29 protein-coding genes are annotated in these 25,372 nt (G+C 36.9%); 13 read left to right on the top strand and 16 right to left on the bottom strand.

Annotated features, from left to right (window positions below; translation table 11 throughout):
* Positions 1-24: 24 nt before the first annotated feature.
* Together ABE65_RS07610 and ABE65_RS07605 are read right to left on the bottom strand one after the other, a co-directional pair.
* A complete protein-coding gene (locus ABE65_RS07610) occupies positions 25-234 on the bottom strand; it encodes a hypothetical protein (RefSeq protein WP_066393175.1) in 210 nt (69 codons plus the stop codon).
* Between the two features lie 28 nt (positions 235-262).
* Complete coding sequence (locus ABE65_RS07605; RefSeq protein ID WP_066393174.1) at positions 263-496, bottom strand: hypothetical protein; 234 nt, start codon at positions 494-496, stop codon at positions 263-265.
* Positions 497-770: 274 nt separating this feature from the next.
* Here ABE65_RS07605 and ABE65_RS07600 point away from each other — a divergent pair, with 274 nt between their 5' ends.
* Entirely contained in the window at positions 771-1,151 is a 381-nt protein-coding gene (locus tag ABE65_RS07600) for a hypothetical protein (protein WP_066393171.1), read from the top strand.
* Between the two features lie 110 nt (positions 1,152-1,261).
* Here ABE65_RS07600 and fabI read toward each other — a convergent pair whose 3' ends face one another.
* From fabI to ABE65_RS07590, 3 genes are all read right to left on the bottom strand, one after another.
* The gene (fabI, locus tag ABE65_RS07595) at positions 1,262-2,041 is read right to left on the bottom strand and encodes an enoyl-ACP reductase FabI (protein WP_066393169.1); all 780 of its coding nucleotides are present in this window, start codon (positions 2,039-2,041) and stop codon (positions 1,262-1,264) included.
* Positions 2,042-2,142: 101 nt separating this feature from the next.
* Entirely contained in the window at positions 2,143-2,289 is a 147-nt protein-coding gene (locus ABE65_RS22035; RefSeq protein WP_197480348.1) for a hypothetical protein, read from the bottom strand.
* A 122-nt stretch (positions 2,290-2,411) separates the two neighbouring features.
* Positions 2,412-4,253, bottom strand: coding sequence for a monovalent cation:proton antiporter family protein (locus ABE65_RS07590; RefSeq protein ID WP_066393167.1), 1,842 nt, complete (start codon positions 4,251-4,253; stop codon positions 2,412-2,414).
* A 149-nt stretch (positions 4,254-4,402) separates the two neighbouring features.
* Between ABE65_RS07590 and ABE65_RS07585 the strand changes: the two genes are divergently transcribed.
* Both ABE65_RS07585 and prpE read left to right on the top strand, forming a co-directional pair.
* Entirely contained in the window at positions 4,403-5,560 is a 1,158-nt protein-coding gene (locus tag ABE65_RS07585; RefSeq protein ID WP_066393165.1) for an FtsW/RodA/SpoVE family cell cycle protein, read from the top strand.
* Between the two features lie 67 nt (positions 5,561-5,627).
* A complete protein-coding gene (prpE, locus tag ABE65_RS07580) occupies positions 5,628-6,368 on the top strand; it encodes a bis(5'-nucleosyl)-tetraphosphatase PrpE (RefSeq protein ID WP_066393163.1) in 741 nt (246 codons plus the stop codon).
* Between the two features lie 58 nt (positions 6,369-6,426).
* On the opposite strand, the gene ABE65_RS07575 is transcribed toward prpE, so the two are convergent.
* The 4 genes from ABE65_RS07575 to ABE65_RS07560 are packed head-to-tail and all read right to left on the bottom strand — an operon-like array spanning position 6,427 to position 9,179.
* The gene (locus ABE65_RS07575) at positions 6,427-7,326 is read right to left on the bottom strand and encodes an RluA family pseudouridine synthase (RefSeq protein WP_066393155.1); all 900 of its coding nucleotides are present in this window, start codon (positions 7,324-7,326) and stop codon (positions 6,427-6,429) included.
* Position 7,327: 1 nt separating this feature from the next.
* Positions 7,328-8,122 (bottom strand): NAD kinase, encoded by a 795-nt coding sequence (locus ABE65_RS07570; RefSeq protein ID WP_066393152.1) that lies wholly within the window; start codon positions 8,120-8,122, stop codon positions 7,328-7,330.
* Between the two features lie 14 nt (positions 8,123-8,136).
* A complete protein-coding gene (locus ABE65_RS07565) occupies positions 8,137-8,784 on the bottom strand; it encodes a GTP diphosphokinase (RefSeq protein WP_066393151.1) in 648 nt (215 codons plus the stop codon).
* Complete coding sequence (locus ABE65_RS07560) at positions 8,781-9,179, bottom strand: UPF0738 family protein (RefSeq protein ID WP_082861345.1); 399 nt, start codon at positions 9,177-9,179, stop codon at positions 8,781-8,783. Before ABE65_RS07560 ends, ABE65_RS07565 begins: the two co-directional genes overlap by 4 nt.
* A gap of 128 nt (positions 9,180-9,307) precedes the next feature.
* Between ABE65_RS07560 and ABE65_RS07555 the strand changes: the two genes are divergently transcribed.
* The 4 genes from ABE65_RS07555 (at position 9,308) to ABE65_RS07540 (ending at position 12,062) form a co-directional block, all read left to right on the top strand.
* Entirely contained in the window at positions 9,308-9,886 is a 579-nt protein-coding gene (locus tag ABE65_RS07555) for a CYTH domain-containing protein (protein ID WP_066393149.1), read from the top strand.
* A gap of 45 nt (positions 9,887-9,931) precedes the next feature.
* Complete coding sequence (locus ABE65_RS07550) at positions 9,932-10,594, top strand: lytic transglycosylase domain-containing protein (RefSeq protein ID WP_066393147.1); 663 nt, start codon at positions 9,932-9,934, stop codon at positions 10,592-10,594.
* A gap of 168 nt (positions 10,595-10,762) precedes the next feature.
* Positions 10,763-11,176 carry a globin domain-containing protein gene (locus ABE65_RS07545; RefSeq protein ID WP_066393138.1) on the top strand — a complete coding sequence of 138 codons (414 nt, stop codon included), beginning with the start codon at positions 10,763-10,765 and terminating at the stop codon, positions 11,174-11,176.
* On the top strand, positions 11,160-12,062 hold the full coding sequence (locus tag ABE65_RS07540; RefSeq protein ID WP_066393135.1) for a ClpXP adapter SpxH family protein: 903 nt from the start codon (positions 11,160-11,162) through the stop codon (positions 12,060-12,062). Before ABE65_RS07545 ends, ABE65_RS07540 begins: the two co-directional genes overlap by 17 nt.
* A gap of 324 nt (positions 12,063-12,386) precedes the next feature.
* Here the strand turns inward: ABE65_RS07540 and pepF are convergent, their stop codons facing one another.
* From pepF to mecA, 3 genes are all read right to left on the bottom strand, one after another.
* A complete protein-coding gene (gene pepF, locus ABE65_RS07535) occupies positions 12,387-14,204 on the bottom strand; it encodes an oligoendopeptidase F (RefSeq protein ID WP_066393133.1) in 1,818 nt (605 codons plus the stop codon).
* A 96-nt stretch (positions 14,205-14,300) separates the two neighbouring features.
* Complete coding sequence (locus ABE65_RS07530; RefSeq protein ID WP_066393131.1) at positions 14,301-15,473, bottom strand: competence protein CoiA; 1,173 nt, start codon at positions 15,471-15,473, stop codon at positions 14,301-14,303.
* Between the two features lie 156 nt (positions 15,474-15,629).
* Positions 15,630-16,298, bottom strand: a complete 669-nt coding sequence (gene mecA, locus ABE65_RS07525) for an adaptor protein MecA (RefSeq protein ID WP_066399900.1) — start codon at positions 16,296-16,298, stop codon at positions 15,630-15,632.
* Between the two features lie 324 nt (positions 16,299-16,622).
* Between mecA and ABE65_RS07520 the strand changes: the two genes are divergently transcribed.
* Complete coding sequence (locus ABE65_RS07520; protein WP_066393128.1) at positions 16,623-17,291, top strand: TerC family protein; 669 nt, start codon at positions 16,623-16,625, stop codon at positions 17,289-17,291.
* A 100-nt stretch (positions 17,292-17,391) separates the two neighbouring features.
* Here the strand turns inward: ABE65_RS07520 and spxA are convergent, their stop codons facing one another.
* The 3 genes from spxA to ABE65_RS07510 form a co-directional block, all read right to left on the bottom strand.
* Entirely contained in the window at positions 17,392-17,790 is a 399-nt protein-coding gene (gene spxA, locus ABE65_RS07515; RefSeq protein WP_066245987.1) for a transcriptional regulator SpxA, read from the bottom strand.
* Positions 17,791-18,098: 308 nt separating this feature from the next.
* Positions 18,099-18,233, bottom strand: a complete 135-nt coding sequence (locus tag ABE65_RS22320; protein ID WP_255548976.1) for a hypothetical protein — start codon at positions 18,231-18,233, stop codon at positions 18,099-18,101.
* A gap of 34 nt (positions 18,234-18,267) precedes the next feature.
* Positions 18,268-18,882 (bottom strand): GNAT family N-acetyltransferase, encoded by a 615-nt coding sequence (locus tag ABE65_RS07510; protein WP_066393126.1) that lies wholly within the window; start codon positions 18,880-18,882, stop codon positions 18,268-18,270.
* Positions 18,883-19,016: 134 nt separating this feature from the next.
* Between ABE65_RS07510 and ABE65_RS07505 the strand changes: the two genes are divergently transcribed.
* The 3 genes from ABE65_RS07505 (at position 19,017) to ABE65_RS07495 (ending at position 21,722) form a co-directional block, all read left to right on the top strand.
* Positions 19,017-19,196 (top strand): hypothetical protein, encoded by a 180-nt coding sequence (locus ABE65_RS07505; RefSeq protein ID WP_066393124.1) that lies wholly within the window; start codon positions 19,017-19,019, stop codon positions 19,194-19,196.
* A 95-nt stretch (positions 19,197-19,291) separates the two neighbouring features.
* Positions 19,292-21,052 carry a UbiD family decarboxylase gene (locus ABE65_RS07500; protein ID WP_066393121.1) on the top strand — a complete coding sequence of 587 codons (1,761 nt, stop codon included), beginning with the start codon at positions 19,292-19,294 and terminating at the stop codon, positions 21,050-21,052.
* Between the two features lie 130 nt (positions 21,053-21,182).
* Positions 21,183-21,722 (top strand): HD domain-containing protein, encoded by a 540-nt coding sequence (locus ABE65_RS07495; protein ID WP_066393118.1) that lies wholly within the window; start codon positions 21,183-21,185, stop codon positions 21,720-21,722.
* Between the two features lie 38 nt (positions 21,723-21,760).
* Here the strand turns inward: ABE65_RS07495 and ABE65_RS07490 are convergent, their stop codons facing one another.
* Positions 21,761-22,612, bottom strand: a complete 852-nt coding sequence (locus ABE65_RS07490; RefSeq protein ID WP_066393116.1) for a DegV family protein — start codon at positions 22,610-22,612, stop codon at positions 21,761-21,763.
* 469 nt (positions 22,613-23,081) lie between these two features.
* On the opposite strand from ABE65_RS07490, the gene ABE65_RS07485 reads away from it, so the two are divergent.
* Together ABE65_RS07485 and ABE65_RS07480 are read left to right on the top strand one after the other, a co-directional pair.
* A complete protein-coding gene (locus tag ABE65_RS07485) occupies positions 23,082-24,212 on the top strand; it encodes a HesA/MoeB/ThiF family protein (protein WP_066393114.1) in 1,131 nt (376 codons plus the stop codon).
* Entirely contained in the window at positions 24,209-25,372 is a 1,164-nt protein-coding gene (locus tag ABE65_RS07480; RefSeq protein ID WP_066393111.1) for a zinc metalloprotease, read from the top strand. Before ABE65_RS07485 ends, ABE65_RS07480 begins: the two co-directional genes overlap by 4 nt.

The following is a 25,372-nucleotide window of genomic DNA, read 5'->3' as shown; positions in this document are numbered from 1 at the left end:
TAAACATGAAGTCTTCGTGTTAGATTAAAGCTCTATACCGAGAATATCCCCAATGCGGATATAATAAACGGATCCAGCACCAGAACCTGCACCTGCAAAAATAACAAAGTTCTCTTGTACCGATACAACCGTTACACCAAAAAGGTTAGTCTCTTCACATTTAGTAAATACTTGAGTGATAACTGTATTCGTACCCTGCATATTTCTAAGCATGCTTCTAAATAATAATCCCACTATTCCAACTCCTCTCTTCTTACTAAAATTAGATAACTGCTGTGTCTTGAACTGTAATGATTTTGTCAATTGGTACTAAATAGTTCGTAGTACCATCATTAACAATAATAAAGTCAGCTTGTACCTCAGTAATGGTAACTCCAGTTAAGTCTGGTGCATCTTCTACTTGTGTTGCTGGTACGTAAATTACATCAATATTCGTAGTCAATCTTGCAATTTGAATCAATCTCGCTCTTAAGTTTTGTGTTCCAAAAATCGCCATATAAATCTTTCTCCCTTCAGGAATAAAACAAGCCAGCCAAAATTTGTACTAGCTTTATATATAGATATGAAATTTTACAAATCGTGCATAGATAATCGACTACTAAATGAGCGGAAATTTTAGAAGTTTGGAAGAAAGGGCTGATAACTATTTCTAGAAGATTGGGCATTAACTAGGTACATGTCTCATGCAAATACTAGCCTGCTTTAATATAGTATATTAACCCTGATGAAACGGTCAGGTACATGTATCTAATCTATAAGGAGGCAATTAAATGTCTAGCCTATTTAAAGGATCTTGCTGTGGCGGAAATGGAGAAGCTGCAGGTGGATCACGGTCAAGAAACAAGTCTTGTGTATGTGAGTTATTGCATAACATCGCAAACACAAACGGTAATTTCTGCAGCATGGCTGCTCAGCAACGACTTCTAATCGTATTGAAAGGTGCTTCTACACCTCTTTCTCTTGGTGGAGAAACTACACCTACAATCTTTACATTAGTTCGTTTTGACGACGACAGCAGCTGTGCAGTATTCTCTTACTTGGATGCAACGACTGGTTTAAACCAAACGTTTGTAATCGACTGTCGCTGCATTTGTGGTATCGTATGCGTACCACAAACTACTAACGGAAACGGCGCAGGAGCTCTAGGTTAATAGAGACTGCAATTACCAAACGCTTTACCTTCCCATTGAGAGCAAGGTAAAACGTCAAAAAACCCCTTCGGAGCCCATTGTGAGCCTTCGAAGGGGTTTTTTTCAATATTTTATCGTGCGATCGTGTTGTAACCACTGTCCACATGAAGAATTTCTCCCGTGATCCCACGAGCCAAGTCGCTCATTAAGAACAATGCTGCATCTCCAACTTCTTCTTGCGTATTTGCTTTGCGGAGGGGAGATTTTTCTTCGATCTCTTTTAGTACAGAGTTAAAGTCTCCGATTCCTTTTGCAGCAAGAGTACGGATAGGTCCAGCTGAAATAGCATTAACACGTATGCCGTCTTTACCTACGTCACTTGCAAGATACTTCACGCTTGCGTCTAATGAAGCTTTAGCAACACCCATAACGTTGTAGTTAGAAACTACTCTTTCTCCTCCAAGATACGTTAGCGTCACGATGCTTCCGCCTTCTGTCATTAAAGGACGAGCTTCTTTAACTACTGCCGTGAGTGAATACGATGAAATATTGTGAGCAAGAAGGAATCCTTCACGTGTTGTGTTTAAATACTCGCCTTTTAACTCTTCTGTGTTAGCAAAAGCGATACAATGAGCAAGACCGTGAATCACGCCAACTTCTTCTTTTAATGTAGCAAAAGTCTTTTTAATTTCTTCATCGTTCGTAATATCACATGGAAGAACGATTGAGTCATTTCTTCCTAACGATTCTGCTAGATCGCGAACGTTCTTCTCTAATCTTTCACCTGCATATGTAAATACTAGGCGGGCACCTGCGTTTGAAAGAGATTGTGCAATTCCCCAAGCAATACTTCTCTTATTCGCAACACCCATTACGACAAACGTTTTGTTTTCTAATGATAGTTGATACATATAAAGCTTCCTCCCCATCAATCTGTTCATTTTATTTATTAGTATTTGTTATTAGTACCAAGTCCTAATTAGTATAACAGAAGTAGAGAGGATTTTCACTATTAACCTTTACTAGTCTGAATATCTTTCACTTCGAAACCGCATGATTCACAGCGATAGATTACATTTTGATTCGACTGAGCGATTAAGACTTCATGGTTAAGAGCATGATCTTTTCCGCATTTTGGACAATGAACAACTGGCATCATTTTATTTCAACTCCTATTTTTATCGTTTCATTTATCATGCACATTTTCCTAGTAAATTAGGCAGAATCTTTTTTAATTGCAAACAAAAAAAGTACTGACTTTCTCAGTCAGCACTTTTTCATCTATCCTAATATTTGCCTCATCTGCAACACTTGTTGCTTACTACCCGTCACAACCATTTTGTCACCTAATAAAATCTCTGTGTCACCGTGCGGAACGATCGACTCTTTTCCTCGGTAGATACGAACAATTATGCTATCACCAAGGAATGGAAAGTTTCTTAAAGCGGTTCTGTGGTAGGCACTGTTTTCAACAAGAATTTCATTGAGACTATTATCTGACGTTGTAAGAATATCCACTACAGCTGGATTCTCTATTAACGCTTTTAGCAACACTTGAGAAGAAAAGTATACAGAATACACTTCAATTCCTTTTTCTTTCAGTGCATCTCTCTTTAATGGATTCTCAATTCGAGCGACGACTCGTTCTACACCTTCCTCTTTTGCGATCAAAGCAAGGTTTTCATTCGTTTCATCGCTTCCTGTTGCCAGCACAATAATATCTGTATCAAAAACATTCTCTTGGATTAATGTTGTTGTTTCGTAATCATCCAATTCTTGAATTTTAAAGCTATCCAATTGTTTTTGATCTTTTTCTTCTTGTTTCGTGTGATATAAACGATACTCGAATCGTGATTGATCGAGCTCTGTTATTAACGGTAGCGTAAACTGATTCGCTCCAACAAATACAAGCTGTTCTTTCCCAGCTTCCTGTTCCTCTTTTTTAGGAAACAGCTTTTTAAAGAAGATAGGTGTAATGATGGCACTAATAACAGCAGTTAAGATCAATGCGGATGAAGTACGGGCATCGATCACATTGATTCGTTCACCAATCTTTGCAGCTGCGATCACCAAAGATAGAGTTGAAGTTAATAAGAAACCTGCAGCCGTTACGGTTTTCCAGTCGTACCATTTTCTAAGGTAAAGAATAGGTAAAAACTTAGAAATAAGCAATGCGATTAATAATAACGGGATGAGCGCTAATGCTTTAGGATCCGCGAATATGGAACGAATATCGAGCTCCACCCCTACCATGACAAAAAAGATAGGAATTAAAAATCCATAACCAAAAGAATCGAGTTTATGAACAAGTTGTTTATTCGGTGAAAGAAGAGAAACGAGAACACCAGCTAAGAAAGCACCTAATATATTCTCAGCTCCTACAGATTCAGAAAGTCCGACTAAGACGATAATCAAAGTGAATACCGCTCTTGTATCTAACTGTATGGTTCCTTTTGACATGGTATCTAAAAAAGAACGATTCCTCATCTGTTTTCCGATAAAGTACAATAGAATACCCGCTGCAAAAAGAATAAGTAACAACCACATTCTGCTCGGATCTCCCGATTCCATTGAAACAAAGAGAGCAAGAAGAATCATGGTTACGAGATCTGCAATGACTGCAACAAGCAAGATGATTTGACCAATCGTCGTTTTAGAAAGCTTTTCTTCTTTTAACGTGGGTACGACTACTCCTAGTGAGATGGTCGAGATCACAAGTGTCATAAAGAATGCACTCTCAGTAAACCCGCCCCAAACAAATAAAAGAGATAATCCATAAGATAAGATCAAAATGAAGAGAAAGATGATACTTGAAACAACAAGTCGATTCGGTTCTTTCTTTTCTTTCTTTTTCTTAGAATTAGCTTCCCCCGCAAAGATACTAAAATCAATCTCAAGACCACTTAAAAACATTAAGAAGATAAAGCCAAGTACGGATAAAATCTCAAGCCATGCGTCTGAATGAACGACATCAAAACCGCTCTTCCCTAGAATAATTCCTACAATAATTTCAGCTACGACTACGGGTATGACCCGCAACCGAAATTTGTTTAGCAGAATAGGAACAAAAAATGCTGTAAGAATGACTAATACTAATGAAGTAAACGATGCATGTTCTTCCATAAAACCTCCGTCGTTTCTTTAGATTATTGGTTTACTATAGTAAAGCAGAAAAAGAAATGTCAAACGATTATACTCAAAATGATTTGCAAACCCACTGTTTTTAGGTAAGATAATACATGTTATTGTTTTACTTTAAGGAGTCGATCCACATGCAAAATAACCACAAGTCACCATGGCAGCAACTCGATTACAATCTTTTGTTTCTATTGTTCTTAATGGTCATCACGAGCTGCGTTGCCATCTATAGCGCACAGATGATGGATCAATACGGCAGCAATTTCGTCATAAAGCAACTCGTTTGGTACTTTATCGGTGGAATCGCAGTAGTCGGTGTTATGGTATTAGATTTCGATCAGTTCAGAAAATTATCTTGGTACGTATATGGGTTCGGTATCCTGTTACTGCTTGGTATTCTAGTCGCTCCTGAGAGCATCGTTCCAAATATCAATGGTGCGCAGAGCTGGTATAGGTTCGGTCCTTTTGCATTGCAGCCTTCCGAACTTGTAAAAGTAGCTCTAGTTATTGCCATCGCCAACACAATTGCTACTCATAATGAGAAGTATATTGTTCGCTCATTGCATGAAGACCTTTTATTGCTAGGGAAAATTGCTTTAATCGCTGGTTTACCTACACTTTTAGTTCTGATGCAGCCTGACTTAGGTACGAGTCTTGTATTCATGGCGATCACAGGTAGCCTTTTACTTGTATCAGGTATACGATGGAGAATCATTGTTATCCTTATTCTTTCCTTTATCTTGTTCATATCAATCCTAGTTTGGATATATTTTACCTTTCCACAATTTTTTGTTGATCACATTCTTGATCAATATCAGCTTAACCGATTCTATGCTTGGCTTGAGCCTTATGAACACAAAGATGCTGGATACCATACAAGAAACGCATTACTTGCGATCGGTAGTGGGATGCTCTTCGGAAAAGGTTTTACAGAAGGTTCCGTTTACCTTCCGGAAGCACAAACTGATTTTATCTTCTCCATCATCGGTGAGGAATTTGGTTTCTTCGGAACGAGTATCGTTATCTCCCTATTCTTCTTGATGGTTTACAGAATGATCAATACCGCTCTAGAAAGTAATGAAGCTTTTGGAAGTTATTTATGCGCAGGCGTAATTGGCATGCTAACTTTCCAGGTGTTTCAGAACATTGGCATGAACATTCAAGTTATGCCGATCACAGGTATTCCCCTACCGTTTATCAGTTACGGAGGAAGTTCGATTCTCGCTTACATGATCGCCTTTGGCCTCGTTCTAAATGTTCGGTCGAGGACCACAAAATATATGTTTGAATAGCACCTGATATTATCAGGTGTTTTTCTTTTGTCTTTGAAGTATCCTAATGATTGTGAGGTGATCAAATTTGAAATTCGATATTATAGGTGACATTCATGGATGTTTTAAAGAATACAAAGAGCTTGTTCAGAAACTAGGATACGATTGGAAAAACAATCTTCCTGTACATAGTGATGATCGAAGACTCGTATTTTTAGGTGACTTGATGGACCGTGGACCAGAATCATTAAAAGTTATGGAACATGTGTATGAGCTTGTACAAAATAATTTAGCTCTTTATTCACCTGGTAATCACTGCAACAAGTTGTATCGATATTTTTTAGGACGTAACGTTCAGATCAAACATGGTCTGGAAACGACTGTTGCAGAACTTAACAGGCTCTCTTCTAGTGAAAGACAAAAAGTGAGAGACCAATTTTGTACCCTTTATGAAAATGCACCTCTTTATCTACATCTCGATCAAGGAAAGTTAGTCGTAGCTCATGCTGGCATACGAGAAGATTATGTAGGTCAGTTCCATAATAAAGTGAAGACATTCGTTCTTTATGGAGATATTACAGGAGAGTCTAATCCTGACGGAACCCCTGTACGAAGAGATTGGGCGAAAAACCACTCTGGAAAAATCACTATCGTTTATGGACATACCCCTGTTGAAGAAGTTCGGCATATTCATAACACTTGGAACATTGATACAGGATGCGTATTTGGTGGTAAGTTGAGCGCGCTTCGATATCCTGAAATGGAGACAATAAGCGTCCCTTCAACCTTGCCTTATGTTCCTGAAAAATTCCGATCTTTCCACGATTAAAAAAGAGGAGTGCTCAGCCTATAGGCAGCACTCCTCTTTTACGTGATTTTGATTTGATTTATCGGTGTTTCCAAAGTTGTTGCATATCTTGAGGTAAATCTGCAACTAACATGACCCGTTCTTCTGTAAAGGGATGGATAAACGAGGTTTTCTCACTATGCAAAGCCTGGCGCTCAATCATTTCTAATGTCCCGCCATAGAGATCATCTCCAAGTAAAGGGTGGCCGATCGAAGCCATATGTACTCGAATTTGATGTGTTCTTCCTGTTTCTAATCGTAAGGACACAACAGAAAAGTTTGAATTCTGCACAAAATCCAGCTTTTCGTAATGAGTGACGGATCGTTTACCATCTTCACTTACCATTCTTTCAATGATGCTCTCTGGATTTCTAGCAATTGGACGATCTATCGTTCCTCTTTCATCCTTCAATTCACCTTGAACAAAAGCAATATATTCCCTCTTTATAACTTTATCTTTTTGCTGTTTAGACATGAGTGAATGTGCGAATCGATGTTTTGCTATTAATACAATACCTGAAGTGTCTTTATCCAATCGGTTTACCGCATGAAAGGTACTAGGTATATCTTTTATTTGATAATAGTTTAGAATGGCTGAAGCCAGTGAACCATTCGGTTGATAAAGCGATGGAATAGTTGGCATGCCTGCGGGTTTAAGAACTGCAATAAAATGTGCATCTTCATAAATAATGTCTAAAGGAATATCTTCCGGTTTCATTGAAGAGCTCTTTGTTTCTGGAGGAAACCATACTGTCACCTCGTCGCCACTATTAAGCAACGTCCTTACGGTTACTTCTTTTTTGTTCACAAAAAGAGCGCCGCCGTGAAACTTTATATCGGTCAGCGCTGCTTTAGAAATCTGTTTCGTCTTTAAATACTCTCTTAAAAGGACGGGAGCTTCTTCATTTTGTACATACCATGTAAATGTGAATGTATTCATATTATTCTCCGACGAAAGATTCTTTAACTCGTTTCCAGAATGGAAAAGGACGAAAGCGAGCAAAACGGATTTTTTCTTCTGCCACTCGATACTGTATGGACTTTACTTTTTTCTGAACTAAGAATCGATGGTCGATCGTAATATGGAAATCCACATCGTTTACGGGTTTTAATATACACGTATGATGCTGTGGCAGAACGAGTGGTGAACCTATCGTTCGGAACACTCGATTGTTAATAGAAGCCATTTCTGATAATTGTATGGATGCAAGAGACGGATGGATGATTGCTCCACCGAGTGCTTTGTTATAAGCTGTACTTCCTGAAGGAGTTGAAATACAAAGGCCATCACCTCTGAACGTTTCAAATTTTTCTCCCTTGATCTCAACATCCATAACGAGAGATCCTTCAACACTTTTAACTGTACATTCATTCACAGCGAGATATCTCTTCTCATCTAGCCCATCAATATATCTTACCGTAACTTCAAGCAATGGATATTCAACAATCTGAAAAGGTGTTTTTGCGATATGTATGACAAGCTTTTCCACCTCTTCTGGCAACCAGTCTGCAAAAAAGCCAAGGTGACCGGTATGAACACCAACAAAAGCAGTTTTGTCGATGCGATGTACATAATGATGGAAAGCATGAAGCAATGTTCCATCACCACCAACTGTAATCACAATCTCTGGCTCATTTTCTTCATAAACCAATTCAAATTCTTCCAGATATGCTCGGATTTTCTCTGTTAAGATATTGGATTTATTGTCTCCCTTTGATACGATGGCAAATTTCATTCTCTCTCCATCCTTTATGATCCTAAATTAGTTTCATTGGATTTATCATTGCGTTCCAAAAACACAAGCTGAGCTTCTTGAATTTCCCCTTTGATCTGAGACATCTCTTCGTCTAATCGGTTTGCAGCTTCTGCCGCTCTTTGTAACCTTTGACGAATATCTTCAGGAATTTGTCCCTGATACTTATAGTTCATAGAGTGTTCGATCGTAGCCCAAAAATTCATAGCTAGTGTTCGTACTTGAACTTCTACAAGAATCTTCTTCTCCCCATCCAATACTTGAACGGGATACTCGATAACGATGTGGTACGAACGATAACCACTTGGTTTTTTATGAGTGATATAGTCGCGTTCTTCAACAATCGTAAAATCATTACGCTGCCTGAGAAGATTGATTACCGTTTTTATATCATCAGTAAACTGACACATGATTCGAAGTCCCGCTAAATCTTGAATTTCCGTTTCTAGATGTTGATCGGGGATGTTCTTTTGATACGCTTTGTTCACGATTGACTTAATGGGTTTCACTCTTCCAGTAACAAACTCAATCGGACAATGCTGATTTGATTTTTCGAATTGCTCACGCATTCCTCTAAATTTAATCTTTAGCTCATCAACAGCTTGCTTGTACGGAATTAATAGCGCTTCCCAGTCCATGCTCATTGCGCTTTTTCCTCAGTTCCAAAAACCTTGATCACTTCGTCTTCCATCTGTTGACCATAGTTAGCGTTTCCTTGTATGTTGTCAGTTAAAAAGTCCATTTCTCTAGAGAAAGCAGTAAGTTCAAGCTCTTCTCTTTTTTCATTCTGAACAACGAAAACAGCATCTTCTACAAGAGCTTTTTTCACTTCGTTCCAATGATTATGACCAATTGATATATAATTGAATCCTTCTTCATCCTCAAGAACATAGATGAATGCTAACCCATCAGAATCGACCAGCATTCTTTCACTGTCTTTCCAGTCAGTAAGTTCTGTGTTTTGTTCATCCTCAATAAGCAAGATGAGCTTATTTTCTTTCCATGCAGTTGACTGCACATTCAATCGTCGTGGCATCATGTTAACAACCTCCTGTTTCTTCTTTTTTAGTGTAACACAAAATAGGCGTTTAATAAGAAATTGAGATGCAGGAATCGCTATGAGATAATATGTTTACATAAGTTATAGCTACAGGGGGGATAAACAACGTGTCTCAAGAAATAGAAATTGAATTTAAGAATCTACTAACACAGCTTGAATTTTTAAGGCTGATTGATGAGTTTGATGTGAAGCAAGAAGCTTTTCATAAACAGACCAATTATTATTTTGATACCCAACAATTTGACCTTAAACACCATAGAAGTGCTTTAAGAGTTCGAACGAAAAATAACGGAAATACACTCACCCTAAAACAGAAATTAGATAAGCACATTTTAGAAACACATCAGACGGTTTCAGAGGAGATTTTTGAAGGTTTATTAAATGGAGACCCCTTACCTTCTGGAGAGGTATCAGATCAAATTAAAAAAATGAATATCGATGTGAAGGAAATTACATACTTGGGAGAGTTAACAACCTTTCGTGCTGAGTTTCCTTACAAAGATGGTCTACTCGTTTTAGATGAAAATCATTATTTAGGTAAAATCGACTATGAAATTGAATATGAATCTGCCGATTATATAAGTGGACTAAATAATTTTAATGAATTACTAACGATCAAACAGATCCCAGTTAGAGATACAGAGAGCAAAATTGCTCGTTTCTTCAATGAAAGTAGCAAAAATTAGTAAAACTAATCTCTTATTATGTTAATCGATTTAGGAGGATATCTCTTGAATATTCAATCGTATAAAGCACTAATGGAAATTCAAGCACTGCAACAGTTGAATGTGAATGCCTCATCTTCTTCTGTTTCAAGTATGCAAAATACAGTTTCAAGTCCTTTTGCAGCTCTATTGCAAGAAGCCTATTCTAACGTTGATGGTTCAAAAGAGTCAGAAGTTGCTTTTAATGCACACATGTTTCAACCTCTAAATGTTCATACAGGTGCTCAATATGCATTACCAGTCACACCATCTGTTTCGATTACAGCTGAAAAATTAAACATTCCATCCAAAAATTTAGATGAGTTGATTGAAAACACAGCTACAAAGTTTGGTGTAGATCCTAACCTGATTCGTTCTGTTATCAAACATGAATCTAACTTCAAAACATCTGCACAAAGTAATGCAGGTGCACAAGGACTTATGCAATTGATGCCTGCTACAGCAAGATCGTTAGGAGTTACAAACCCTTTCGATCCGGTACAGAACGTTGAAGCAGGAACAAAGTATTTAAAGATGATGCTTGATAAATATGATGGAGATCAAAAGCTAGCTCTTGCCGCATATAATGCAGGTCCCGGAAACGTTGCAAAATATAATGGTATTCCTCCTTTTAAGGAAACCATCTCTTACGTGAATAAGATTATGAATACGTACCAATCACTCGTATAACCCTCAACTGCTGAGGGTTATTTTTTTTGCATTCTACACTCTTATTTTTCCCTTTGTAAGAGAGTCTTTGGAAGGTACAAACAAACGTTGTCTATTCATATTGTTTGCTTACCCTTCATAAACCTTGCTACAATAAAATTACAATTTGACGCAAGGAGCTTTTGGACCATGTTTGACGAATCAAAAACACCATACGATCTATTAGGAGAAAAAGAGGGAATCACAAAACTAGTTACTACGTTTTATAGCTTGGTCAGTCAAGACTCATTGCTTTCTCCACTTTTCCCTGAGGATCTAACAGAGACTGCCTATAAACAAACTCAATTTTTAAGTCAGTTTTTTGGCGGGCCGCCATTTTATACTGAGGAACATGGACATCCTATGCTCAGAGCGCGTCACATGCCATTTCCAATAACAAATTCTCATGCCAAAGCTTGGATAGCTTGTATGGAAAAGGCCATGACGATTCAAAAAATAGATCCTGACTTACAAAACATACTGTTAAGCCGATTAAAAATGACTGCTTTTCATATGGTTAATACAGAGGATTCAGAAAGGGGCGAGAATGCTGACACTGTCTAATTCCAATTCCTTTTATGACGAACAAGAGAACAATAAACCCTATGCCTGTCAAAAGCCATTGGAAATCTATTCTGTCATCGATCCGCTATGCCCAGAGTGCTGGTCATTAGAGCCTGTTCTAAAAAAATTACAAGTTCAATACGGCCACTATTTTACATTACGCCATTTTGTTAGTGGCAGCCTTGAATCACTCAATACGTACGTTCCTCGCAAAAAGGGGATAAATACAGCTGAACAAATTGCCGAGAAGTGGGAAAAAACAGCATCCATATCTGGTATGAGCTGTGATGGAGATGTATGGTTGGAAAACCCGATTTCCGCTCCCCATAAGGCAACACTTGCTATAAAAGCTGCAGAGCTGCAAGGAAAACAACAAGGGATGAAGTTCTTAAGAAAATTAAGAGAGAACTTGTTTTTGAATAAACAAAACATTGGAAACGATGACGTTCTATTAGATATCGCCCGCTCTGTTAACTTGGACGAAGATGAATTTTTAAGTGATCTGTCATCTGAAGCAACCATTAAAGCTCTGCGATGTGATTTAAAATTTTCTCAAGAAATGGATGTTACTCAAATCCCAACGCTTATTGTTTTTAATGACAAAACAGATGATGATGGCATTAAGATATCTGGCTGTTATTCCTATGAAGTGTATGTAGAAATTCTAAAAGAAATGTCTGATATTCCTTTAGAACCTTCTCCACTTCCTGAACTAGAAGAATTCCTTTCTTCTTACTCATTTGTAGCGACAAAAGAAGTTTCAGTGGTCTATCAGATCAGTTGTGAAGAAGCAGAAAAAAGATTAAAACGTCTCGTTCTGCAACAAAAGGTTGAACGTGTACCAGTGAAGTACGGAACATTTTGGAGATACCTCCCAAACCGCTGATTTTTCATTAGCGGTTTTTTATTATGACTATCATCTGAGAAGCACGGCATATCCTGTCCCTACATGAATAAACATGTACAAAGGGAGGGAGATTTTTTATGTATTTGATTTTGATTTTATTTAGCTTACTTTCACTTACAGGGAGTTTTTATTTCTTCGTGCTCTCTCTGTTAAACATGGCACCAAAAATTTTAGCAATACCCGGACTTTTTATCGCCGTTCTACTGACAACACTCTGCTATAACTATCGATCAAAACTACGGAGAATAGGCTAGAAAATATAATAAAATCCTGCCCAGAAACTATGGGCAGGATTTTTTGTGTTTATTTCTCAAAAAGCAGTTCTTCCATCTCATCAAGAATAGATTCAAAAACTTTAAGAGCATTTTCAATTGGTTCTGGCGTTGTCATATCAACACCAGCTTTTTTCAAGACTTCGATCGGATAATCAGAGCTTCCCGCTTTTAAGAAATCCAGATAACGTTCTACTGCTGGTTTCCCTTCATCCAAGATTTGTTTCGACAAGGACGCTGCTGCACTAAAGCCAGTTGCGTATTGATATACATAGAAATTGTAATAGAAGTGAGGAATTCTAGCCCACTCTAGACCAATCTCTTTATCGATTACGAGATCTTCACCAAAATATTTAACATTCAGATCGTAATAGATCTTCGTTAACAATTCTGGAGTTAAAGGTTCACCGTTCGCTGCACGAACATGAATTTCTTGTTCAAACTCTGCGAACATCGTCTGACGGAAAACAGTGCCTCTAAATCCTTCTAAATGGTGATTTAACAAGTACAACTTTTCTTTCTTATCCGATGTCTTCTCTAACATGTAATGATTCAACAAAGCTTCGTTACAAGTTGATGCGACTTCTGCAACAAAGATCGAGTAATCCGCATAAGGGTAAGGCTGATTCTCGCGTGTATAGTAACTATGCACCGAATGTCCGATCTCATGAGTGAGTGTGAACAAGTTGTTCACGTTATCTTGCCAATTCATTAGGATATAAGGCATTGTTCCATAGGCACCTGATGAATAAGCACCACTGCGCTTACCAGCATTCTCATGTACATCGATCCAGCGCTTCTCATAACCTTCTTTTACGATCTGTTTATATTCGTCGCCCATAGGGTCTAAACTGTCTAAGACAAGCTGCTGGGCCTCTTTAAAGCTCACTTCCATCTTTGCATCTTTTACAAGTGGCGTATAGAGATCATACATATGAAGCTCATCTAGTCCAAGCGCCTTTTTACGTAAGCGAACATAACGATGCAATAAGCTTAAGTTATCGTTTACTGTTTTGACTAAATTATCATAAACAGCTTCAGGAATGTTATTGTTGTTTAGTGCTGCTTCACGAGCTGAACTAAACTTTCTAGTTTTTGCAAAGAAATTATCTCGTTTAACTGTTCCAGCAAGTGTACTTGCAAATGTATTTTTGTAAGAATCATATGTGCCATATACAGCTTTAAAAGCATCTTCTCTCACTCTACGATCAGAGCTCTCTAAAAAGCGGATATATCGTCCGTGAGTTACTTCGATTTCTTCACCATTCTCATCTTTAATAGTTGGGAACTTAAGGTCAGCATTATTCAGCATACCAAATGTATTGCTTGACGTATTAGCTACTTCTCTAACATCTGCTAAGAGTGCTTCTTCCTCTTTCGAAAGTACATGAGGACGCTGGCGGTTAATCTCATCTAAAGCTTGTTTGTACAACTTTAAAGGTTCATGAGTTTGTAAAAATTGAACCAATGCTTCTTCAGATAAAGATAGAATTTCTGGCACTGCAAAAGATACCGTACTGCTTACTTGAGTTGCCAAGTTGGAAGCACGATCATTCAGTCCTTGATAAAAGGAATTCGTTGTATCTTGGTCGTATCTCATATGAGCGTATGTATAAAGTTTACCAAGCTTTTTGGTCACTTCATCTTGCTTTTGGAAGTAGGAATAAAGGGTTTCCGCAGACTCTCCAAGTCTTCCTTGATAAGACTTTAATTCAGGCAATAAGTTTTTTGTTTCGTCAAATTCTTTTTCCCACACATCGTCTGTCGCATATATTGCTTCTAAATCCCATGTATCTGAAACAGGGACTTCATTACGTTTTGGCAATGATTTTGTTTTTGTTTGAGACATACATACACCTCCAGGTAGATTAAAGAGAAAAGTGAGAATACTTTCTCCTTATATATATCTACATATTACCAGAAAATGCTTATGCAAAGTCAAAAATTACGACTTTTCACTGAAAATTTCGTCTAGTTTTAACGCCTCATCCAACGTTTTTGGATAGTAAACGTGTTGAATCTTTCGATAAGTTCCCTCTGACACTTTTTCGAGCAGATGATGATTCACTAAGTAGGATAAATAGTGCTCGACAGCATCCCTCCACGATTCGTTAAGATAAGGAAAATCTCGCGTCTGAAAAATACGTCTATGCAGCAATCGCTGAAATTCCTTTTCAATGAAATTTGAAGAGAATAGTGATAATGGCAATTTCTCCATCAAAAACAGTATATATGTCTGCCATAAGTAAGGGGAAGTTTCGAAATGAAAAAAGTTCTTCGTGGGGATGCCCGCAATGGAAGGAAACAATGTTAAAGAATGGTGGTTGAAATACAAAACTTTCTTTATATACATAACTGCAGGAGATACATTCTTAAAAGCTGTCATTCTCCACGTGTTTTTCTGCTTTTTCCATAAGATTTTATGATTTACGTTATGAGTCTCTAAATTTGAAAAAGTCCTAGACAACCATTGTACATCACAACACTTCTTTGCTGAGAAAGCATGTCCATGTGCAGCAACTTTCTTTTGTGATAGAGGAATGATATTTCTTAGCAGCAAAAACTGCTCTTTAAGAGGACAATAATGATTAAGATATAAGTGACCATTGCTATCCTTTTTTGCTGCAGATAGATCCGAGCTATTCATAATGTATAGATCAGGGCCCTTTTGCTTTATTCGCTTCATACCAAAGATCCAGTCGGAAGCGATATTTTGAGACACATATCCTGATACTCTTTTTCTTAGATCTTCAGGTGTGATCGTTGCACATTGAAACTCAATGGCATGCTGATTTTCCTGAATAAACAAATCAGGACGCTGTTTAATAGCACGAATATAATATTCCAGAATCGTTTTTTCTTCCATCTGTGTAATCCATCTGTATAAGCTTTTTTTTCCAAGTAGATGATAATCCGTTTCTCCTTCATGAAAACCGTCACATTCTACAAAAGAATGATGAGCAAAATGCCATGTCTTTTTGGTCCCGCATTTCGGTATCACTTTGTTTTGACAGACCGGGCACCGTAACTGTCCTGATTGATTTTTCAAATACCATTCTTCCCTTGTTGTTTCTCCTACCATATCAACGAACTGATCATTAAAGAGAGCAACTAACAATCTCCTTCACCTCCACAATTCATATCATGGACGATGAAAAAAGAAACTTCACTTCGTCATTTTCTCTATATCGTCATATAAGAGATTGGTTTTTGATAAAAACGTTCAGTAATAAAAATAAAAACCGATTTCAAAGTAGCTGAAATCGGTAATCTCTTATAATTTAAAATATTGTTGTACATGCTCTAATGCTGCTTCTGAAACAATCGTTTTGCCATACTCTTGGATGCGATAAACAGATAGATCAGAGTCATTACCGTATTCCAACAGCTGGGCTAACAGATCGTCTTGTTCCCGATCTGTTGTTTCCACATTAAATGTCACATACAAGTAATATTTACCCTCGAAATGAAACAGAGAATTCTCAAAAGAAGATGAATCAATCGTATGACTTAAAGAGATTACGTCTTCAAAGTCACCAAATGAAATGAGGAAGGATAAATAGTCTTCTTCTGTTTCTTCTAATTCATCAAAATCTTCTTCTACTTGAAACTGTTGATCTAATATTTGCTCAATATTTTGATCAACGGGTAAATCCAATTTATCATCGCCTATAGGAAGCTCAATTTTTTTACCGTCTTTGGACATTTGAGCACGAGTTACAATAATTTCAAGACCTTTATCCAGAGCCTGAACTTGAATCCACAGTGGACCTTCTAATGGAAACTGCTCTTGCTGATGTGCTTCGTCCATCATTTCCCAAAAGAGTTCTTCTCCTCTTTCGCGATCAGACCATATTTCTTCACGATCGAAACCGCGATCTTCAATATCTCTGTACGTAATGAAAAATTTAATGGTGAACTCATTCACTCTTTCAATTTCCATTTCTGCTTCTCTCCCTTCTCTCCGGTTTGTTCGTGAAGGGATAAATACCCCTAGAAAAAAGCAATTCTTCTTTCCAATCATTCTCCGTCGAAAATTACATCAATCACAATTAAACCTCTTGTACCTTATTCTATGACAAAACAGAAAATATGGAAATAAAAAAGGCCTGTATAAACTGCCCTTTTTTGCACCTGTACACACTTTGAATATCAAGCTCTCAACTTGACGGAGAAGGTCAAGCTAGACTATAATTCAATGGTCTTTAAGGTTAACATATTGTACCATAACACAAGTGAAATTTCATTATTTACGGGGGGTTTACGTTTGGAAACAGAATTTCTGATATCATTGCTGCAAATCATCGCAATTGATATCCTTCTTGGCGGAGACAACGCTATTGTAATTGCCCTTGCCAGTAGAAACTTACCAGAAGCTCAAAGAAATAAAGCCATTTTCTTAGGGACTGGACTAGCTATTGTTGTTCGTGTAGTACTAACCATTGTAGCTGTTTATTTATTAAATATTCCTTTCTTATATCTAGCAGGAGGAATTTTACTTCTAATAATTGCTTATAAGCTAATATTAGAAGAAGATGATGAGCTTGATGTTAAAGCAGGCAAGAACCTATCTGACGCTGTAAAAACCATCGTTTTTGCTGATATTGCTATGGGACTTGATAACGTACTTGCTGTTGCAGGTGCTGCACACGGAAATATCGTATTAGTCGTAATCGGTCTTTTAGTATCTGTTCCAATTATTATATGGGGAAGTAAGATAATATTGCACTTTATGGAAAGATTCCCTGTTTTAATTTACATTGGTGCTGGAGTACTTGCTTTCACATCAGCTGGAATGATCGTTGAAGAGCGGATGATTCACTCTGTATTTGAAGGAAACGACTTTCTAAAATACGGTTTATACGTATTCTTAGTTGTAGGCGTTATTCTTGCAGGTATTCTAACGAATACGTTTAAAAAGAAACGTGCCAATTAGATTGTGATTCAATTAAAAGGAAGTCCATGTACTCGTACATGGACTTCTTTTTTTTAAACAATAAAAAAACTTCCACTATTAGATAGCGGAAGTTCTTTCTTTATTCATTGACAAGACGCTGTGCTTCCATAAGCTGAAATGTACGTACACGTCTTGGTAAGAAACGACGAATTTCGTCTTCGTTATAACCAACTTGCAAGCGTTTTTCATCCAAGATAATAGGTCTACGTAATAATCCAGGATGGTCTGCAATCAATTGGTATAAGTCTTGCAATGGCATGGATTCGAGATTGATGTTAAGTTCCTGGAACGTTTTAGAACGAGTTGAAATAATCTCGTCTGTACCGTCCTCTGTCATTCTCAAGATTTGCTTAACTTCTTCTATTGATAAAGGTTCTGAAAAAATATTTCTTTCTTGATAAGGAATGTCATTCTCTTTTAACCATGCTTTTGCTTTACGGCATGATGTACAGCTCGGCGAAGTAAATAGTGTGACCATAGTGGAACTCTCCTTCCCCTCTCTCTGATTTAGGCACTTTAAAAAAGTTATTAAATCATTCATAGTATACTACACATTTTACATTTTCGGTAGAGGTTATACAGACTTTTGTACATTTTTACGAATTTGTCATACAAATGTAATACATTAACAAATGTTTCTACATAACTTTTCCGTATCTACATATATATAGACGTATTACCCAAGAATAAGTTTCATAAAACATAAAAAAAGAATTTGGTTAGTAAGTTGAAATAAAAAATAGGGCTGCCCGGAGAATGTTTACCATTCTAGGAACAGCCCCAGCTTTATGCAATTGTCTTCTTTACTTGTGATGCAGGGCCTTTTCTAGAGATGCTCGGATTGAATTTCTTAAGATTTTTCTTGAGCATTTCTTTCCAAAGTTCTCGTTTCGTTTTTTTCTTCTTGTCCTTTTGTTTCATGACGCCTCGTCCTCCTTTAAAAAGGAAAATCGTATTACTCTGAAGCAGGTTTTCCTGAAACATCTGTTGACTTATCATCAACGACTTCAGGCTTAGGTACTGAATTCTCTGTATCTAAAGTTAACACTTCACTTGCAGGCTGATAGGACTTACCGTACAATTCGTTATCTTTGTACGTGTGTATTTCATTATACGTCTTTTTCATGTTTTCATAAATAGTTTCTTCAGATTCTTTTGTAGGTGACCAGTAAAGAATCTCCATCTCATTCACTTCGTTCGTAGCTAGAGAACGCCTTCTATATCCGATGCTTGATGCATGTTCAAATCCTTCTCGTGTGTAGAAACGCAACCTTTTTTCTGTATCTGTATCTTCATAATCGACCGGCTCAACTTCTAAGATGATCGGCTTCCCTTTTGCTTTTAACTGTTCGATCAGTTTATGGCCGAGACCCTGACCTCTAGCATCTTTTGAAACAAATAAATAATCAATAAAAACAAAATCAGATAGTTCTACATACATCAATACGTGATACTTGCCTTCATCCTTGTGATAGATGTCACTCTTTTCGTCTAGTAATAACTCCATATGTTCTTTAGATTTCATCTCTTCAATCGGAAAATATTGATTTAATTTCTCATACCAGTTCATGGGTTCCCCATCAGCTCCTTAAAAATTTGGTTATAATATATAGTTTCCCCTCTTTCTTCCTTTGTTATCATGAGATACAATAAATATAGAAAGAAATACGTGGTGAACTCATAGTGAAAAGGAGGAGTCCTCATTTGATTTCATTCTTTACCGATTTAACATTGCTTGCACTTTGTGTAGTTGGAATCACAGCTCTGATGGGAAGCATCTCCCAATTCATCGCTGTCAAATTGTTCGGCGGTAAAAAGGTTTTTCATTTTGTGGATAAATCGAAGTCTTTTCAAGAAAACTGGAGTCCTGTAAAAAGAAGATAAAATGCGAACAACCCGTGAATTTTGGGTTGTTTTTTACATTTCAAGTCCGAACTACTTTATAATATAAGGGTAGCATACATAATAGAGGTGTACAAATGCATAGAAACCTTAGAACATTCATCAACCAATTAAGATCTGAAAAAGAAATTGTAGAAATCCATACAGAAGTTGATCCTTATTTGGAAATTCCTGAAATTCATAGACGTGTGATCTCTGAAGAAGGACCTGCTCTTCTGTTTACAAATGTTAAGGGCAAGAATATTCCTGTTGTAACAAATCTATTTGGAACGATTAAGCGAGTGGACATGGCTTTCGGTCCCAAGCCCGAGCAACTCGTAAAAGAACTAGTAGGATCGATCGATGAGTTAATGCCTCCCTCTCCGTCTGTATTATGGAAGAAAAAAGGCATGATCAAGGATGTATTATCTCTCGGTACGAAAACAGTTAATAAAAATAAAGCACCATTATTAGAAACGTTTACGACAAATGTGAACATGCAGGACCTACCGGCATTAACGGGTTGGCACTTAGACAGCAACCCTTTCGTAACACTGCCTCTCGTATATACAGAACATCCAGACAAACATGAGCATAACCTTGGGATGTACAGAATTGAGATCAAAGAAAAAAATAAAACGGGAATTCATTGGCAGATCCATAAAGGTGGAGGCTTCCATCATTATGCTGCTGAACAAAAGAATGAAGCCTTGCCTGTGACGCTGTTTCTTGGCGGGCCTCCTTCCCTCATGATCTCAGCGATCGCTCCACTTCCTGAAGCAGTTCCTGAGCTCATGTTTTCCTCTATGTTAATGGGAGAAAAATTAAGTCTTGCACATGTGGATGGTCATCCTCATCCTTTAATCGCAGAAGCAGAATTTGCGTTTGGAGGAATCGTACCACCGCATGTTCGAGAACCTGAAGGACCATTTGGCGACCATTATGGATATTATTCATGGGCACATGACTTCCCAGTATTCAACGTTGATAAGATGTGGAAGCGTAAAGATGCCATCTATCCAGCAACGGTGGTCGGTAAGCCTAAACAAGAGGATTATTTTATTGGAGAATATCTACAAAGATTAATGAGTCCCTTATTCCCTGTAGTTATGAACGGCGTTAAAGATCTTTGGACTTATGCAGAAACAGGATTTCATGCTTTAGCAGGAGCAGTTGTTCGCGAATCATACTATAAAGAAGGTTTGGCGCACGCTTTCCGTATCATGGGAGAAGGACAATTGACGCTTACAAAGTTCTTAATGGTAACGAATAAACCTGTAAACCTTCAAAATTTCGCTGAACTTGCTGAAGGGGTTCTAGAACGATTTCTTCCTGAACGTGACCTTTTGATTATCCATGATACTTCTATGGATACTCTTGATTACACGGGTCGTAAGTTCAATACAGGTTCTAAAGCGATTATGACGGGCCTCGGAGAACCTGTACGCGAACTAAAACGCACTTATGATGGTGGTACGATCTCAGGTGTTCATGATGTAGGCGTATTTTGTGGTGGCTGTTTAACCGTAAGTGGACCATCATTTGAAGAAGCACCTGACTTTGCAGAAAAACTCCTTGTGAACGGTCGCGATTCTTTTAAAGACTGGCCATTGGTCTTTCTTGTTGATGACGCATCCATTGCAGCAACACAGGCTGAATTTTTGTGGACAACCTTTACACGTTTCGATCCAGCATATGATGTGTACGCGAAGAGTACGATAGACAGAAATCGTATTAAATATGAAGGAACTATTATTATCGATGCACGAATGAAACCATTCTATCCGGATGTTGTTGAAACTCGTGAAGATATAGATCAATTAGTGACCGATCGTTGGGATGAGTATTTTAAAAAGTAATCCTATTTTATAATTAGATCTCAAAAGAAGCGAATTCTCGCTTCTTTTTTTGATTTATTTTTGTTGATATATTGTCCAATAGGTGTTATTGTATATAACAATATACATTTTTACAGAAGGGAGTAATCACATGAGAAATATTACCTTAATCGATCTATATAATCATCCGCATGTACAAAAATATGTGAAACGATCTGGAATGGTTCATGCCATCTCTACGGCTTATCATGCATTTCGTTTGTCTCAAAAGTATGGAGTAGATCCAGATTTAGCAACAAAGGCTGCATTTCTTCATGACATCGGTCACTATACATGGTATAAAAACGGTCATTGGGACTATGACATGTACAAAGAAAATGATATTCATGCGATTAAAGGTGCAGAACGTGCACACCGCATTTTAGTATCTTTAGGTGAAGATCGAAGAAATGCGAAAGAAATAGCTCTTGCCATTTTACTTCATACCGATTCTTATCTACCTGCAGGCTCACTTAACCTCAATCCGTTGCAACAAGTTGTTGCTTTGGCTGACGAAGCAGATGAAGAACCAGGCGGAAGCCACCACTATCGTACGATTAGTGATATGAAAGCTATAACCATGATCAAAAAATTAGATGAAATGGTAGATGAATATCATGAAGAAGAAAAAGTAAAACACTCTGTTTCCTAAGAAAGGAAAAGAGTGTTTTTAACATTCTTGTATGAGATTTAATAGGCTACAAAGCCAATAGCTTTTTCACTCGAATAGGTTCCGATCGTGCTCCCAAAACGAGTATAGATCACTTTCGGAAAACTAGATAATGAGAATAATTCTTCAAATTCTTTTATCACTTCATCCGTAGAAGGAAAACTATGAATGAGGTAAAGTGTCTTTTCAGGGTTTTCTTCTCTCCATTCAGAGATATATTCTTTCATTTTTGAAAGACCCTTCTTACTTCCTCTAAACTTACCAATCGTTTCAACCACGCCATCAATGATTGAGATCATCGGCTTAATATTCAACATACCAGCAATTGCACCTTGAACGGCAGATATTCTTCCACCTTTTTTCAAGTTCTCTAACGTTTCAAGAAGTACATACGCTTTAATGCCCGACTTCGTCTTCTCTAAGTTACTCACAATTTCACTTAAGAGTTTACCTTCACGTGCCAATTCAATCGCTTCGTTCAATAAGATCTGTACACCACCTGAAGCAATTCCTGAATCAAGAATGATTACTTTTTCTTGTTCTACTTCATTTAACATACTCTTTCCAATCGTAGCACTTTGAACCGTTCCACTTAAGTTTGATGAGATTCCGATGTATAGTACGTCATGCCCTTTATCAACTTCTTTTTGAAACGCTTCATAAAAAGACTGTGGAGATGGCTGACTTGTTTTAGGCAGTTCTGGTTCTAGACTCATACGTCTATAAAACTCGTCTTCCGTAATATTCACGCCATCTAGGTAATGATCTTCTCCAAATTGCACATTTAATGGTACAACGGTTAGAGAATAATCCAGTTTTTCAAGATCTATTTTAAGGTCACTTGCGCTATCAACTATAAAACTAAGGTTCATATTGTTCTACCCCATTTCTGCTTCTCGATCAATTATTAGGGATGTATAAAGAATTGTATACGCTTTACACACTTCTAATAGTTTAACATAAAAACGACCTCCTGTATTATAGGAGATCGTTTTAAATGTGTTAATTCATAGTCATACGCAGTAAATCTGAACCAATAAAAAATACCTTTTTATAGTACTTTGGTCATTTTGTAACATTAATACATGACCATATTATCATTTTCTGAATATTAAGTTAATAATGATTGAATTTTCACTCTCGCTCTTATAAGATAGATTTAGACAAACACTTACATAATATTACAACAATTCAAAAATAAAGGAGGTCATTATTTTGAAAAAGATCAAAATCAAAAAAGTTGAAAAGCTTGCTCCACTTGCTAACCACTATGCTTAAGTAATTTGCAGGGATCGCCTGAATGAAGGCGGTCCCTGCCTTATTAATAATGAGGTGATTGTTTTGAAACCTAAATTCAAGAATATATATAAACCTATCGTGAGAATCGATAACAAGATAAGAATAGGCTTTGAGAGTGAAGCATTAGAGATTGAAGATGAAGACTTATCCGTCGAAAAATTTATACATTCACTTGACGGAAATAAGAGCATAGAAGAATTATCTCAAACTTTGAATATAACTGTTGATGAAGTAATTGATGGAATTTCAGCTTTAGATGAATATCTTCTCTTAGAAGATGCAGACACAATTTCAAATCTAAATATGAATCAGCAGGAAAGATATAGAGCAAATCTAAACTACTTTTCATTTCATTCAAATCTACATACGCCAAGTGAATCTTTCCAAAGAAAATTAAATGGTTCGACTGTAGCAATACTTGGTATTGGTGGCAGTAGTTTAATTTCTGCAAGTCTAGCTGGAATGGGTGTCGGTAAGATTATCGGCTTGGATTACGACACAGTAGAATTAAGTAACTTAAACAGACAATTTCTTTATTCAGAAGATGATCTTGGAAAGCTGAAAACCATAGCGGCCGAAGAGAGACTAAAAAAAATAAATAAAGAGATTGAAATAGAAATGCATAACATGAAAGTAACGAACGCAAAAGACTTATTATCCATAATTGATCGAGCTGATGTTGTAATTAATGCAATCGACCAACCACCTATCACTTCATCAAGATGGGTCAACTCAGCATGTGTTCACCTTAATAAAACTTACTTACAAGGTGGCGTTACGAATACAAGAGTTGTTTTGCAAAAAATTGTTCCAAGCGGTTCATGCTTTGATTGCTACTTGATCCAATCAATAAAATCAGTTGAAGGATTTGATAAGCAGATTTTAAGTGCTTCAACCCACAATTTTTCCGGCCGCAATACTGCTTACGCTCCTAACATTGCTTTAATGGGCAGCCTATTCTCAACTGAAATTAGTAAACATATATTGTCACTAAATGAACGAGAAGAATCTTTTACAGCTGATATTAATAATTTTGATGGTATTGATTACAAGAAGTTTCCCATCTTGAAAGCTACCAATTGTCCGACTTGTTCAAATCCACACATCTTTAAAGAACCTGTCTCATTTAAAGAATTAATTCAAATGGCTCAAGTAGAGGATGTGTTCTCATGAATATAAACAACAATTCCATAGTATTATTAAAGCTTTCTATACAAGAAGATGGAGAGGAATATATCATCGGGGATCCTCAAACTGAGAACTATATTAAAGTTCCTAGTGAAGCGGTAGAAGTTATCAAAATGTGTAATGGAACGAATACAATAGAAGCAACTCAAAAAATGAATCCAGAAGTAGATGTTTTAGATTTTATTGAAACCTTAATAGAGTTAGATCTAGTATTCAAAGTGGATGATCAACAATTATTAAAGGATAGTACACAAAAATCAAATTCGAAAATAATTGATTTTGTATCTCATTTATTTTTTAACCGTATAGCCTACATGGTTTATGGCTTATTATTCCTAACATCGCTTCTGCTTATTTTCATGAACCCAAAGATAACACCCCATACGAATGATTTTTTCCTTTTGGATTATATGGGAATAAATTTTTTAATCGTATTTTTAACTTCTTGGTTTTTAACTTTCATTCATGAATTTGGGCATTTTTTAGCAGCTTCCAAGTTTAATGTGCCTGTTAAGTTTCAACTTAGCTTAAGGATGTACTGGCTAGTTGTAGAAGCGAATATGACAAACTTATGGTCGATAAACAAGAAACAGCGATATGTAGCATTCTTTGGGGGAATCATGTTTGACAGTGTTTTGTTGTTTAGTGCTCTCGTGGTTCAACTATCTTCCTCAAATTCTTTCTTAGTGTCATATGCGAAGTTAATAACTTTGATCTTAGCATTTAAATTTTGTTGGCATTTTTTCGTATTTTTACGGACGGATTTATACTACGTCTTAACAAATCGACTTAACATAAGTAATTTGCACGAGAATGCAAAAATCTATATTACTCAACGACTAAAAAGAAACGACTCAAGACTGGATGAAATTCCAGAGTCTGAAGTCAAACAGACTAAACGATTTGCATCTCTTTATATAGTAGGTTTTATCATAGCTATTCTTATGTTCTTTGGCTACTCTTTACCCATACTCTCTTTAACGATTGAAAGCTCCTTAAAACAACTTGCCTATTTCAACACTAGTAAACTCATATTCTTTGATGGGCTTTTAACTACACTTCTTCTACTCGTACAAGGTTCAATCTGGCTCGTCGGAGCAATGAATAAATTAAAAGAATCAAAAAAAGCAGCTCTCTATCATTAG

Source organism: Fictibacillus phosphorivorans (assembly GCF_001629705.1).
Classification (GTDB): Bacteria; Bacillota; Bacilli; order Bacillales; family Fictibacillaceae; genus Fictibacillus; species Fictibacillus phosphorivorans_A.
Note: the sequence above shows the minus strand (reverse complement) of the source record. Positions and strands in the feature narration are given on the sequence as shown.